The 12,843-nt window shown below is 72.0% G+C and carries 10 protein-coding genes and 1 pseudogene; 6 read left to right on the forward strand and 5 right to left on the reverse strand.

The window, feature by feature from the left end:
• The coding region (locus tag AWX74_RS41045; RefSeq protein WP_207550511.1) for a hypothetical protein at window positions 1-182 on the reverse strand (182 nt) is incomplete at its 3' end.
• Between the two features lie 188 nt (window positions 183-370).
• Between AWX74_RS41045 and AWX74_RS38320 the strand changes: the two genes are divergently transcribed.
• Window positions 371-2,029 carry an alkaline phosphatase D family protein gene (locus tag AWX74_RS38320; RefSeq protein ID WP_091287289.1) on the forward strand — a complete coding sequence of 553 codons (1,659 nt, stop codon included), beginning with the start codon at window positions 371-373 and terminating at the stop codon, window positions 2,027-2,029.
• 89 nt (window positions 2,030-2,118) lie between these two features.
• On the forward strand, window positions 2,119-3,048 hold the full coding sequence (locus AWX74_RS38325; RefSeq protein WP_091287293.1) for a diacylglycerol/lipid kinase family protein: 930 nt from the start codon (window positions 2,119-2,121) through the stop codon (window positions 3,046-3,048).
• 19 nt (window positions 3,049-3,067) lie between these two features.
• Here the strand turns inward: AWX74_RS38325 and ctaD are convergent, their stop codons facing one another.
• The gene (ctaD, locus tag AWX74_RS38330) at window positions 3,068-4,753 is read right to left on the reverse strand and encodes an aa3-type cytochrome oxidase subunit I (protein WP_091287296.1); all 1,686 of its coding nucleotides are present in this window, start codon (window positions 4,751-4,753) and stop codon (window positions 3,068-3,070) included.
• 177 nt (window positions 4,754-4,930) lie between these two features.
• Complete coding sequence (locus AWX74_RS38335) at window positions 4,931-5,560, reverse strand: DUF6758 family protein (RefSeq protein ID WP_091287300.1); 630 nt, start codon at window positions 5,558-5,560, stop codon at window positions 4,931-4,933.
• A 561-nt stretch (window positions 5,561-6,121) separates the two neighbouring features.
• Here AWX74_RS38335 and AWX74_RS38340 point away from each other — a divergent pair.
• Entirely contained in the window at window positions 6,122-7,768 is a 1,647-nt protein-coding gene (locus tag AWX74_RS38340) for an aldehyde dehydrogenase family protein (protein ID WP_226932792.1), read from the forward strand.
• Window positions 7,769-7,787: 19 nt separating this feature from the next.
• On the opposite strand, the gene AWX74_RS38345 is transcribed toward AWX74_RS38340, so the two are convergent.
• A complete protein-coding gene (locus AWX74_RS38345) occupies window positions 7,788-8,471 on the reverse strand; it encodes a suppressor of fused domain protein (RefSeq protein ID WP_091287302.1) in 684 nt (227 codons plus the stop codon).
• 80 nt (window positions 8,472-8,551) lie between these two features.
• Here AWX74_RS38345 and AWX74_RS38350 point away from each other — a divergent pair, with 80 nt between their 5' ends.
• From AWX74_RS38350 to AWX74_RS38360, 3 genes are all read left to right on the forward strand, one after another.
• Window positions 8,552-10,045 (forward strand): TerD family protein, encoded by a 1,494-nt coding sequence (locus AWX74_RS38350; RefSeq protein WP_091287305.1) that lies wholly within the window; start codon window positions 8,552-8,554, stop codon window positions 10,043-10,045.
• A 228-nt stretch (window positions 10,046-10,273) separates the two neighbouring features.
• Entirely contained in the window at window positions 10,274-11,653 is a 1,380-nt protein-coding gene (locus tag AWX74_RS38355) for a magnesium transporter MgtE N-terminal domain-containing protein (RefSeq protein WP_091287308.1), read from the forward strand.
• Window positions 11,650-12,384 carry a DUF1003 domain-containing protein gene (locus AWX74_RS38360; RefSeq protein ID WP_091287311.1) on the forward strand — a complete coding sequence of 245 codons (735 nt, stop codon included), beginning with the start codon at window positions 11,650-11,652 and terminating at the stop codon, window positions 12,382-12,384. Before AWX74_RS38355 ends, AWX74_RS38360 begins: the two co-directional genes overlap by 4 nt.
• Before the next feature lie 197 nt (window positions 12,385-12,581).
• Here the strand turns inward: AWX74_RS38360 and AWX74_RS40585 are convergent.
• Window positions 12,582-12,843, reverse strand: a pseudogene (locus AWX74_RS40585) (IS110 family transposase); the annotation flags it as partial.

Here is a 12,843-nt window from a genome sequence, read left to right on the forward strand (position 1 = left end):
ACCCGCAACGCGCGATGCGACGCATGATCCGCGAAGCGAACGCCCTCGGCCTCACCATCCGCTTCGACCCCGCCTGACCGGACCCAGCCCACCCAACCCGCCACAACCAGCCGATCAAGCCCCGACCCGCGGCTCACGTCAGTTTTTCGTGTCAGAAGTGAGGATTTCGGCTGCTCAAACAACCGAAATCCTCACTTCTTGTCGACTACCGAGTGACTCTGCGTTCCCATTTGTCTTTTTTGGGACGAATTGCTGGCGCTGTGCAGCGGGCTGCCGGGTCGGGTTGCCCTGGGCGAGGACGGCCGGAGACTTGGCGAGGCGGTTGGCGAACAGTCCCTCCCCGTTCACCCCACTGTGGTGTCATCGGGCCGTGGCGGGTGACAGGGGTTCCTTCGCGGGCGCACGGCCGGGCCGGCGGGCTGTGCTGGCAGGTGGTTTCGGCGCTCTGATCGCCGCCACCGTGGGTGGATGCGGTGGTGGGTCCGGTTCGGCGCGATCGGCGACGCCGACGATGCGTGCGGCCACACCCATCCCCGGGATCCGCGACGGGGTCTTCTCTCTCGGCGTGGCCAGCGGCGATCCGCTGCCCGACGGGGTGATCCTCTGGACGCGGCTCGCGCCGGAACCGACCTCGGGCGGGGGCATGCCCCTGCGCGACATCGAGGTCGACTGGCAGATCGCCCGCGACGAGAAGTTCGCCGACGTGGTGCGCGGCGGCACCCAGCTCGCCACCGCGTCCTTCGCCCATTCGGTGCATGTCGACGCGCGGGGCCTGGAGCCCGGGCGTGACTACTTCTACCGGTTCCGCGCGGGGGATGTCCTCAGCCCGGTCGGGCGGACGCGCACCGCCGCGGCCGCCGGGTCCGCGGGTGGCCAGCTCGCCTTCGCGCTGGCCAGCTGCCAGGACTTCCAGAACGGGTACTGGCCGGCCTTCGACGCGATCGCCGCCGACCACCCGGACTTCGTCCTCCACGTGGGGGACTACATCTACGAGTACGACCCGGACAGTGACTACGCGGACCGCCGCCACACCACCCCGGAGAAGCCCGGGATCGACCAGCTCCAGACCCTGGCGGATTACCGCAACCGGTACGGGCAGTACAAGTCCGACCCGGCGCTGCAGGCCGCCCACCTGGCCGCGCCCTGGGTGGTCACCTGGGACGACCACGAGACCGAGAACAACTACGCGGGCCTCGTGGACGAGAGTGGCGACACCGGCGACAAGCACCAGGACCAGGCCACCTTCGCCAAGCAGCGGGCGGCGGCTTACCAGGCGTACTACGAGCACATGCCGATCCGGGCCGAGCTCGACCCGGGCTCGCCGGACCTGCGCATCTACCGCCGCCTGAGTTTCGGCGACCTGCTGACCCTCAACGTGCTGGACACCCGCCAGTACCGGACGCCGCAGCCCGGCTCGCCCGCCGACGGCATCGGCGCCGTCAGCCTGGGCCGGGACAACGCGGCCGGCACCATGACCGGTGCGGAGCAGGAGAAGTGGCTCGTCGACGGCCTGCGGGCGTCGCGGTCACGGTGGAACGTCATCGCCCAGCAGACGATGATGGCGCAGCTGCACGGCCAGCTGAACGGCAGCGAGACGCTGACCAACCTGGACCAGGCCGACGGCTACCTGCCGTACCGGACGCGGATCCTCTCGGCGGTGCGCGACAGCAAGGCGGCGAATCCGGTGGTGCTCTCCGGGGACATCCACTGCGCGTGGGTGAACGACCTGCGGGTCGACTTCGACCGGCCGGAGACCCCGGTCATCGCGACCGAGTTCGTGTGCACCTCCATCAGCTCGGGGTTCTTCCTGGTCAGCGAGGACTTCGTCAAGGAGAACAACGCCCGCCTCAACCCCCATGTGCGCTACTTCCGCGGGGACCGGCGGGGCTACACCCGGGTCACGGTGACGAACGACGAGTGGCGCTCGGACATGCGGGTCGTCGAGACCATCGAGAAGCGCACCGCCCCGACGTCCACCGACCAGACCTGGGTCGTCGAAGCCGGCAAGCCCGGTGCCACCAGGGCGTAGCCCCGCCTGACGGGGGACCGACCGCTGTCCCGGCGGGGTTGGCCGTAGGCTTTGCCGTGATCGGGGCAGTGGCGGTGCGGGGAGGGTGGATGGCCGGCGTGGAGGGCGTTCCCGAGGTGGTGGATGCCGCGGTTGACCGGCGCAGGCTGACCGTGGTGGTCAACCCGAAGGCGGGCGGCGGCCGGGCGGCCAAGGTGCTCGGTGACGTCCGGGCGGCGCTGGCGCGCTGGGCCGATGACGTCACGGTCGAGACCACGAAGAGCCTCGAGCATGCCGATGAACTGGCTGCCGCGGCGGTGGCCGACGGTCGGGTGACAGCGGCGCTCGGCGGGGACGGGCTGGTCGGCCGGGTGGCTGGTGCGGTGGCCCGGGCGGGGGGTGTGCTCGCCATCCTGCCCGGTGGGCGGGGTAACGACTTCGCGCGTGGGCTGGGTATCCCGCGGGATCCGGCGGTCGCCGCCGCCGCGCTCGCCGCCGCTGTGGAGCGCCGGGTCGACCTGCCCGAGGCGAACGGTGTGCCCTTCGTGGGTATCGCCAGCCTCGGGTTCGACTCCGACGTCCAGGTGATCGCGAACCGGACGACCCGGCTGTCCGGCCAGAGTGTCTACACCTACGCGGTGCTGCGGGCACTGCTGGCCTGGAAGCCGGCCCGGTTCACCGTCTCCGTCGACGGCGGCGCGCCGTTCGAGCACGTCGGCTGGACGGTCGGCGCGGCCAACGGCCCCTACTACGGCGGCGGGATGAAGTTCGCGCCGGCCGCGGACATCGCCGACGGCCAACTGGAGATCGTGCTGATCGCGAAGGCGGGGCGGCTCACCTTCCTGCGGCTGTTCCCCCGGATCTTCTCCGGGCGCCACGTCGAGGTGCCCTACGTCCAGGTCCGCCGCGCCCAGCGGCTGGTGGTGCAGGCCGACCGGCCCTTCCAGGTCTACGCGGACGGTGACCCGGTCGCGGACCTCCCGGCCGAGATCGTCATCCGGCCGGGGGCGCTGCGCCTGCTGGTACCGCCGCGTTCCTGAGGGCCGGCGTTCGGCGAGGTCAGCGCAGCTCGGGGGTGGCGTGATAGTCGGCCGCGCCGGCGACCTCCGGGTAGTGCAGGTCGAAGGCCGGGCGTTCCGAGCGGATGCGCGGCAGCTTGTGGAAGTTGTGCCGGGGCGGCGGGCATGAGGTGGCCCATTCCAGCGAGTTGCCGTACCCCCAGGGGTCGTCGACGATCGCGAGCCGGCCGCGCCGGTACGAGTGCCACACGTTGTACATGAACGGCAGCGTCGAGACGCCGAGCAGGAAGCTGCCCGCGGTCGACAGGGTGTTCCAGTCGGTGAACCCGTCGTTCGGCCCGTAGTCGGCGAACCGCCGCGGCATCCCCTGCATCCCCAGGTAGTGCTGCACGAGGAAGGTCAGGTGGAAGCCGAAGAAGACCGTCCAGAAATGGATCTTCCCGAGTCGGTCGTCCATCAGCCGGCCGGTGACCTTCGGGAACCAGAAGTACGTGCCGGCGAAAGCGGCGAAGACGACTGTTCCGAACACGACGTAGTGGAAGTGGGCGACCACGAAGTAGCTGTCGCTGACGTGGAAGTCGATGGGCGGGCTGGCGAGCAGGACGCCGGTCAGGCCGCCGAGCAGGAACGTCACGAGAAATCCGATGCAGAACAGCATGGGAGTCTCGAAGCTCAGGTTTCCGCGCCACATCGTCCCGATCCAGTTGAAGAACTTGATTCCGGTCGGAACGGCGATGAGGAAGGACATGATGGCGAAGAACGGCAGCAGCACCGCGCCGGTGACGAACATGTGGTGTGCCCAGACCACGACGGACAGGACGCCGATGGCGATCGTGGCGAAGATCAGGCCCTTGTAGCCGAAGATGGGCTTTCGGGAGAAGACCGGGATGATCTCGCTGATGATGCCGAAGAACGGCAGGGCGATGATGTAGACCTCGGGATGCCCGAAGAACCAGAACAGGTGCTGCCACAGGATCGCCCCGCCGTTCTGGGCGTCGTAGACGTGGGCACCGAAGCGCCGGTCCGCCGCCAGGGCGAGCAGGGCGCCGGCGAGCACCGGGAAGGCCACCAGCACCAGGATCGAGGTGACCAGGAAGGTCCAGCAGAAGATCGGCAGGCGGAACATCGTCATGCCCGGTGCTCGCAACACCATGATCGTCGTGGCCATGTTGACGCCGCCGAGGATCGTGCCCAGCCCGGAGACCGTGAGGCCCAGGATCCACAGGTCCGCCCCGATGCCGGGGCTGTACGAGATGCTGTTCAGCGGGGCGTAGGCGAACCAGCCAAAGGCGGCCGCGCCGTCCGGGGTGAGGAAGCCGGCCAGCACGGTGAGCGACCCGAACAGGAAGAACCAGAAGGACATCGCGTTGAGCCGGGGGAAGGCGACGTCCGGCGAGCCGATCTGCAGCGGGATGAGGAAGTTCGCGAACGCGAAGGCCAGCGGCGTCGCGAACATCAGCAGCATCAGCGTGCCGTGCATCGTGAAGAGCTGGTTGTACTGCTCGTTCGAGAAGTACTGCAGGCCGGGCCGGGCCAGCTCGGCCCGCATCATCATCGCCAGGATCCCGCCGATGACGAAGAACGCGAAGGACGCCACCGCGTACATGACGGCGATGTCCTTGTGCGAGGTGGTGCGGAGGTACCCGAGAATGTTGACGCGCTGCCGGACGTGCTGATCCCGCGGATGCTCGGTGGCAGGGCCGGATGGTTCGCGTAGAAGAGTCACTCCAGCTCCCGGCTCTGACTCGGCGAACGAGTGGGCGGGAGGGAGTCTAACGCGCACGGACGTTCTGTCGGGCCGTTCCACTGCGCGGTGGAAGAACATCCGCGGAGCGTTCCCGCGAGCGGTGCCGCGGAGACGTCCGAAATGCATACCAAAAGGCGTGGTGGAACCGTTTCGGCGCTACAGCGACGAGAGGTGCGAGCCCGGGGCGCCGAAGAGCAGGTGGTCGACGAGGGTCGCGTCGTCGCGCATGTCCTCGATGACCAGCTGTTCGAGCAGCAGCAGCGCCGCGTCGGCCGGCCACAGGACGCACCACAGCCAGACTCCGAGCGCCTCACCGACGAAGGCCGCGCGGTCGGGTGGCGTCGTGACCGGCCAGAGCGCCGTCGGATGCCCCGCGGCCTCCACCTTCGCCTCGGGCGCCGCGTCCAGGCGCGCCGGGTCGGATCCCGACAGGCCGGCGAGGCGCGCACCCAGCCCGATCCGGGGGGCCTCGGCCACCAGAACCATCTCGGCGGGCCCACCCACCGGCGACGGCCCACTCGTCGAGAGCGCGGTCGCGTGGGCGCCGGAGCGGTCGTCGCCGGCCCAGCCGACACCGCTCGCGAACCAGTGCACCGGCATCGGCGAGGGCAGCCACACCGGCACCTGGCTGGTCCGCCCCAGCGAGCGGAGCAGCGCCTCGCGGGAGGACTGGGCTTCGTGGAACGGTTCGACGTCACCGTGCCGGCCGCAGCGCCACCGGTCACTCCAGACGTCCGGCGGGTCGAGCGGGCCTAGGCAGGCCGGGCAGACCGGCGGGGCGGTCACCGGGGGCTCCGGCGCGATCCGGTCATGCGGTGACCGGTGGTGCTGTCCGTCAGATCGGGGTCCACAGGCATCCTCCGCCTCCCTGCGCGGCTGGTGGACGTTTGATGCCCGCTCAGGAGGGTTCTGACTCCTCGGCGATGTCGGAGAAGACCGTGTCGAGCAGGTCCAGCCCTTCGCCGAGCAGGTCCAGCCCTTCGCCGAGCAGGTCCAGCCCTTCGCCGAGCAGGACCAGCCCGCGGCGGTGGGCCTCGGCGGGGAGCCGGCGCGGGCGCCGGCGCTGTCGGGGGGGCCGGGAGGCGCTGTCGGTTCCGTGCAGGGGCTCCTCCGATCAACGGCACTGTCCGCAACCCGTAGATTGCACACTGCAGGCGAACGGACGCCGAGTGTAAGTGCCCCCCGCTTCGGGGGTGTGCGTCGCGGTGCTGGAGAGCCTGCGTGGCCCGTTCCGGGGACCGGATGAGTCGTGATAGTTCCGTCGTGGTTACTTGTTGTCCTGTGGATTTCGACGGGTGGGAAATCCGTGGCGGCCGACGCGAGACGCCTGTGCGTTTCGGCGAGGAGATGGTGGTCGGTGTGATCGAGGACGGCGGTTCCGGGTATCCGGGGCGTCCCGGGCCCGGTGACGGGGCCCGTGACGCCGTGCGCGGGCCGTGGATCGTCGGCCCGTCCGCCATCGGGCCAGGCTCGCGGCGCGCCGGACGGGGCCGCGGCGGCGGAGCTGGCGGTGCCGGTGGTGGCAGCAGCCGTGGCGGTGGTGGCGGCGGGGGCCTGTCGGTCACCGGCTTCTGGGTCGCCGGGCGTCGCCGTCGCTCCACCGCGACGTTCGAGGTCCGCAGCCCCTACGACGGGCGGCTCGTCGCGACCGTCGCCCGGCCGGAGACCCCCGACATCGAGGACGCGCTGGCCGCCGCGGCAGCCGCCGCCCGAGCCTGCGCCGCCCTGCCCGCCCATGTACGCGCGGGCGCGCTGACCAGCATCTCCCGTGAGATCGCGCGGCGCGGCGACGAGATCGCCAACCTGATCACCAGCGAGTCCGGCAAGCCGATCACCTGGGCGCGGGCGGAGGTCGCGCGGGCCTCGTCGACCTTCCGCTGGGGTGCGGAGGAGGCCCGGCGGTTCGCCGGCGAGGTGGACCGGCTCGACACCGATCCGACCGGTGAGGGACGTATCGCGCTGACCCGGCGCTTCCCCATCGGCCCGGTGCTGGGGATCGCGCCGTTCAGCTTTCCGCTGCACCTCGTCGCGCACAAGGTGGCGCCGGCGATCGCCGCCGGCGCGCCGATCATCGTCAAGCCCGCGCCGCGCACTCCGCTGTCCGCGCTGCTGCTCGGCGAGCTGCTCGCCGGCACCGACCTGCCCGAGGGCGCCTGGTCGGTCCTGCCCGTCACCGACGACCAGATGCCCGCCCTGGTGGCCGACCGGCGGCTGCCGGTCGTGTCCTTCACCGGGTCGGCCCGGGTCGGCTGGTCGATCCGGGACGCCGTCCCGCGCAAGCACGTCGTCCTCGAGCTCGGCGGGAACGCGGCGGTGCTGGTCGCCGCGGACTACTCCGACCCGGCGGACCTGCGCCATGCCGCGCGGCGGATCGCGCTGTTCTCGAACTACCAGGCCGGCCAGTCGTGTATCGCCGTGCAGCGGGTGTTCGTCGACCGGACGCTCTACGGCCGGGCCCGGGAGGAGATCGTCGCCGCCGTCCTCGAGCTGCGCGGAGGGGACCCCACCGACCCGGCGACCGATGTCGGGCCGCTGATCGACGGCGCCGCCGCGGCGCGGGTGGGGGCCTGGGTGCGGGAGGCGGTGGCCCGCGGTGCGACCGTGCTCTGCGGCGGCGGGTCGGAGGGCACGGCCTTCGCGCCGACCGTGCTGACCGGTGTGCCGCGCGACGCGACGGTGGCCAGCGAGGAGGTGTTCGGGCCGGTGCTGGTGCTCGAGCCCGTCGACGGCCTGGACGATGGCCTGGCCCGCGTCAACGACAGCTCCTACGGCCTGCAGGCCGGCGTGTTCACCCGCGATCTCGGGACGGCCTTCCGGGCCCACCGCGCGCTGGAGGTCGGCGGCGTGATCATCGGTGACGTGCCGTCCTACCGCGCCGACCAGATGCCCTACGGTGGCGTGAAGGGCTCGGGCCTGGGGCGGGAGGGCGTCGGCGCCGCGATGGCCGATCTGACGGTCGAACGGGTGATGGTCCTGGCCGGCGTCGAGCTCTGAGCCTCGGGCGGCGGGACGGTCAGCTCAGGTCCACCTCGCCGCGGTCGGGGTCGCGCAGGTCGGTACCGGCGTCCAGCCAGCGCTGGCGCATCGCGGTGGCGCCGTGCACACGCTTGTACGCCGCCTCGTTGGCGGTCATCGGCAGCAGCGGGAGAAAACGCACCGGCGCGGGTCCGCCGGCTGCCTCAGACTGCTCACCGTCGCCGCCAGCCGGGCCGCCACGCCCGAGCTCGACGTCGGGAACCAACCCGCCCGGCTCGCCGACCAGGACCGCGGTGAACCGCCCGCCCTCCCACAGCGGCTCGCCCAGATCGAGCCCGCTGCCGGCGACGACGGGCCGGCCCTCCACCACCGGGACGGACGCGAGAACCGCCAGGGCGCGGGCGGCGCTGTCCCGGCGTCCGCGCAGCGAGAGAACGAGCTCGGCCCGCGGGCCGGCGGGGTCCCGCACAGTCGCGTCCGCGGGCGTCATGGGCTCCCGCGACATCCCCAGCGTCACGTAGCGGACGACGCCGTCGGAGTCCGGGCCGAACCGAAGGACCTCGATGGGATCCGTGCCGAGAAAGGTGAGGCTGGCCCGGCCGCTGTCCGGGCCGAACCATCCGGTCAGGTGGCCTTCGACCCGCCGCAGGACGTCGTCACCGCCGAGCGGCTGCCCCGCCCCGGCGAGGTTGTCATGCATCGGATCGTCGGTTGCGCTCATAGCGGTCGATCGTAGGATCACGACGCCGCACCTGTTCGTTTCCACGGCGGGCCTGGTGTGACGGCGGATCGGAGAGTCAGATGGCACAGGTGCTCGGCAAGGGTGCGAACGCCGCGCTGCCGGCGACGGACCTGCGGGTCGAGATCTCGTCGTCCACCCCGCTGGACATCGCCGCGCTGCTGCTCACGGCGTCCGGCAAGGTGCGCGGCGACGCGGACTTCGTCTTCTTCAACCAGCCGGCCGGTCCCGGGGTCCGCCTCGCACCGCCGTCCGCGCTGGAGTTCACGCTCACCGCCGTGCCGGCCGACATCGACAAGGTGGTCGTCACGGGCAGCCTGGACGGATCAGGGCCGCAGACGTTCGCCGCCGTCCGCGGTCTGACGGTCGTGGTCCGGGACCGGGGCGGCCAGGAGATCGTGCGCTTCGACCCGGCCGGGCTGAGCACCGAGACGGCGCTGGTGCTCGTCGAGCTTTACCGCCGTTCCGGTGCCTGGAAGGTCCGCGCGGTCGGGCAGGGGTACGCCTCCGGGCTGGCCGGGATCGCCACCGACTTCGGCATCACGGTCGACGACCCGGGAACCGGCAACACCGGTTCCGCGGCGCCCGCCGCGTCACAGACGCCGCCTCCGCCTCCTCCGCCGCCGGCACCTCCCGCGCCGCCCGCGGGTCCGTCGCAGTGGGACGCCCCGACCCAGGTCGTGCCGTCGTCGCCGGGGGGAGCGCCGTGGGGCCCGCCGCCTGGGCCGCCACCCGGTCAGCAGCCGCCACCCGGTCAGTCGTGGGGCCCGCCGCCGGGCCAGCAGTGGGGTCCGCCTCCGCCGCCCCCCGGGGGCCAGCAGTGGGGTCCCCCGCCCGGCCAGCAGTGGGGCCCGCCGCCTCCGCCGCCGGGCCAGCAGTGGGGTCCGCCGTCGCCACCCGCGGGGGGTCAGCAGTGGGGCCCGCCGCAGGGCGGGCCGGCCCCGGCCGCCGGTGCCGCCGCCGCCGGCGGCGCGGGGAAGATCAACCTCGACAAGGGGCGCGTCTCGCTGCGCAAGGGGCAGAGCGTGTCGCTGGTCAAGACCGGTGCGCCCCCGCTGGTCCGGGTCCGGATGGGGCTCGGCTGGGATCCCGCCCAGTTCGGCAAGTCCATCGACCTCGACGCCTCGTGCATCCTGTTCGATGATCGCGGCAAGGACGTGGACAAGGTCTGGTTCATGTCGAAGAAGGGCGCCCGTGGCGCGGTCCGCCATTCGGGGGACAACCTGACCGGTCAGGGCGAGGGCGACGACGAGACCATCATGGTCGACCTCGCGGCCCTGCCGCCCAACGTGATCACGCTGATCTTCACGGTGAACAGCTTCCAGGGGCAGTCGTTCACCGACATCCGTAACGCGTTCTGCCGGCTGATCGACGATCAGACAGGTCAGGAGCTGGTCCGCTTCGACCTTTCGGAGTCGAAACCGGCGACCGGTCTGGTGATGTGCCGGCTGCAGCGGGAGCAGGGCGCGCCCACCTGGGCGATGACGGCGATCGGCGAGTTCCATGACGGGCGAACTGTCCGCGCCATGGTCGGCCCGGCGCGCCAGTACCTCTGAGCGGCGCCAGTACCTCTGAGCGGCGCCGGGCCCGCTGAGCGGTCGGCGCCGCCGAGCGGTCGGTAGCGCCTGGTGTTCGGCGGTTACCGAACGCCGAACGGGTGAGGCGACCAGTGGTGTGTTGCGCGTGGTCTCGCGGCCCGCGGGTTGCCACGCCCCGACACGCGGGTAGCCTCCGCCCGTGACCGCTGCGTCTGTCCCTGCCAGCCCCCCGGCCAGAGGCCACCGATGACCGCCCGGCCGGGTCCGTCCCGGGTCTACTGCCGACGTCTCGCCGGCCTGCTGGTGCTCGACCCGAACGGGGACCAGGTGGGCCGGGTCCACGATGTGATCGTCACCCTCCGGCTGGGCCATGAGCCCCCGCGGGTGCTCGGTCTTGCCGTCGAGGTGCAGCGCCGGCCGATCTTCGTGCCGATCTCGCGGGTCACCGGCGTCGAGTCCGGCGCCGTGGTGCTGTCGTCGGCCCGGCTGAGCTGGCGTCGCTTCGCGCAGCGCCCGAACGAGACCCGCGTGCTCGCCGAGCTGCTCGACCGCCGGGTGACCCTGCTCCCGCCGCCCGCGGACCGGTCCGCGGGCGGCGCAGCCGGCCAGGGGCGCGAGGTGACCGTCGTCGACGCCGCCATCGAGCCGACCCGCACGGGCGACTGGATCCTCGACCAGGTCGCGGTCCGGGTCGGCCGGGGGCGCCGCGGCGAGGTCCGCACGGTCAGCTGGGACGAGGTGACCGGCTTCTCCCTGCCGGAGGAGGGCCAGGGCGCGGCGAACCTGCTCGCAGCGTTCGAGAAGCTGCGCCCCGCGGACCTCGCGTCGCTGCTGCACCATCTGTCGAGCAAGCGGCGGGCCGAGGTGGCGGCGGCCCTGGACGACGAGCGGCTCGCGGACGTCCTCGAGGAGCTCCCGGAGGACGAGCAGGTGGAGCTGCTGGGCGGTCTCGCCGCCGAGCGTGCCGCCGACGTGCTGGAGGCGATGGGCCCCGACGACGCCGCCGACCTGCTCGGCGAGCTGCCGACCGATGAGGCCGAACGGTTGCTGCGCCTGATGGAGCCCGAGGAGGCGGCTCCGGTGCGCCGCCTGCTCGTCTACGCGGACGACACCGCGGGCGGCATGATGACGAGCGAACCGGTGGTCCTCGCGCCGAACGCGACGGTCGCCGAGGCGCTGGCGCGCGTGCGCGCCCCCGAGCTGTCACCGGCGCTGGCCGCCCAGGTGTATGTGGTCCGTCCGCCCTATGAGACACCGACCGGGCGCTACCTGGGCCTCGCCCACTTCCAGCGGCTGTTGCGGGAGCCGCCCAGCACCCTGGTCGGCGGCGTCATCGACGTCGACATCACCCCGTTGCGTCCCGATACGCCGCTGCCCGAGGTGACACGCCATCTGGCTTCGTACAACCTGGTCGCGGCGCCCGTCCTCGATGACGCGGGACGGTTGGTGGGGGTGGTGACCGTGGACGACGTGCTGGACCACCTGCTGCCGTCGGACTGGCGCGAGCACCAGCTCGGGGCGGACGAGACGGACGGGGTGTCACCGGGCGTACTGGGTGTTCCGCCGGCCGGTGATCCGGAGCCGGGTGGGCGCGGCGAGGTGGGTAGCGCGCCGGCGGCCACATGATCGGGCTGCTGCGCAGGCGGGCGGGGCGGCTCGACCAGCCGCACGCGTCGCGGCGGGTGAAGGTCCGGCCCAGCTATGAGCCGGACGCCTTCGGTCGCGTCGCGGAGCGGATCGCCCGGTTCCTGGGCACCGCCCGCTTCATCGCGGTGCAGACCGTGGTGATCGTGCTGTGGGTGGTCTACAACATCGTGGCCCCGGCCTCGGTGCGCTTCGACAACTACCCGTTCATCTTCCTGACGCTGGCACTGTCCCTGCAGGCCGCATACGCGGCGCCGCTGATCCTGCTGGCGCAGAACCGGCAGGACGACCGGGACCGCGCGAACCTCGCGCAGGACCGGGAGGCGTCGGTGCGCCTGCAGGACGACACCGGCTACCTGGCCCGGGAGCTCGCCGCCATGCGGATCTCCATCGGCGACCTGGCCAGCCGGGACTTCCTGCGGTCCGAGCTGAGGGTCCTGCTCGCCGACCTGGACGGTGGGGGCTCCCGGGCGGAGAAGTCCCGTAAGGACAAGCGGGAGCGCCGTCGCCGGCAGGAGAGCGTGCCCAGCGCGCACAACGGGGCCGGCGCGCAGCACGGAGCCGGCGGGAAGAACGGCGCCGGCGGGCCGGCACGCCCGGCCAGGACCTCCAGCTCCGGCGGCACCGGTGGCTCCGGCGGCTCCGGTGGATCCGGCGCGGCGGGCGGCCCGGGGGAGCCCGCCGCTTCGCCTGATCCGCGGGAAAGCAGCTGACCCGCGCCGCCGCGCAACGTCCGCAGTTCACGCCAATAGCGACAAAAAAGGCGCGGAGTCACTTGGCAATCCGCAAGAAGTGAGGATTTTGGTTGCTGCAGGCGCCAAAATCCTCACTCCTGACACGAAAAACTGACGTGAGCCGCGGGTCGGGGCTTGATCGGCTGGTTGTGGCGGGTTGGGTGGGCTGGGTCCGGTCAGGCGGGGTCGAAGCGGATGGTGAGGCCGAGGGCGTTCGCTTCGCGGATCATGCGTCGCATCGCGCGTTGCGGGTTCTTCCTCGTGTGGTAGTCGGCGCCGAGGTCCTTGTGTCCGGTCCTGTCGTGCAGGACATGCCAGATCGCGACGGTGAGCTTGTGCATGACAGCGACCAGGGCCCGCTGCTTCCCCCGGCGGGTGGCGATCCGCCGGTAGAACGCCCCGTAGTAGGAGTTCTTCTGCCTGATCGCGGCCATCGCG

It is taken from the genome of Parafrankia irregularis (assembly GCF_001536285.1).
GTDB lineage: Bacteria > Actinomycetota > Actinomycetes > Frankiales > Frankiaceae > Parafrankia > Parafrankia irregularis.

Excerpts from the sequence above, each read along its gene's own strand:
- AWX74_RS38325 (WP_091287293.1), top strand. The coding sequence starts at position 2,119 with ATGGCCGGCGTGGAGGGCGTTCCCGAGGTGGTGGATGCCGCGGTTGAC.
- AWX74_RS38350 (WP_091287305.1), top strand. The coding sequence starts at position 8,552 with ATGGCACAGGTGCTCGGCAAGGGTGCGAACGCCGCGCTGCCGGCGACG.
- AWX74_RS38345 (WP_091287302.1), bottom strand. The coding sequence starts at position 8,471 with ATGAGCGCAACCGACGATCCGATGCATGACAACCTCGCCGGGGCGGGG.
- AWX74_RS38340 (WP_226932792.1), top strand. The coding sequence starts at position 6,122 with ATGGTGGTCGGTGTGATCGAGGACGGCGGTTCCGGGTATCCGGGGCGT.
- AWX74_RS38355 (WP_091287308.1), top strand. The coding sequence starts at position 10,274 with ATGACCGCCCGGCCGGGTCCGTCCCGGGTCTACTGCCGACGTCTCGCC.
- AWX74_RS38360 (WP_091287311.1), top strand. The coding sequence starts at position 11,650 with ATGATCGGGCTGCTGCGCAGGCGGGCGGGGCGGCTCGACCAGCCGCAC.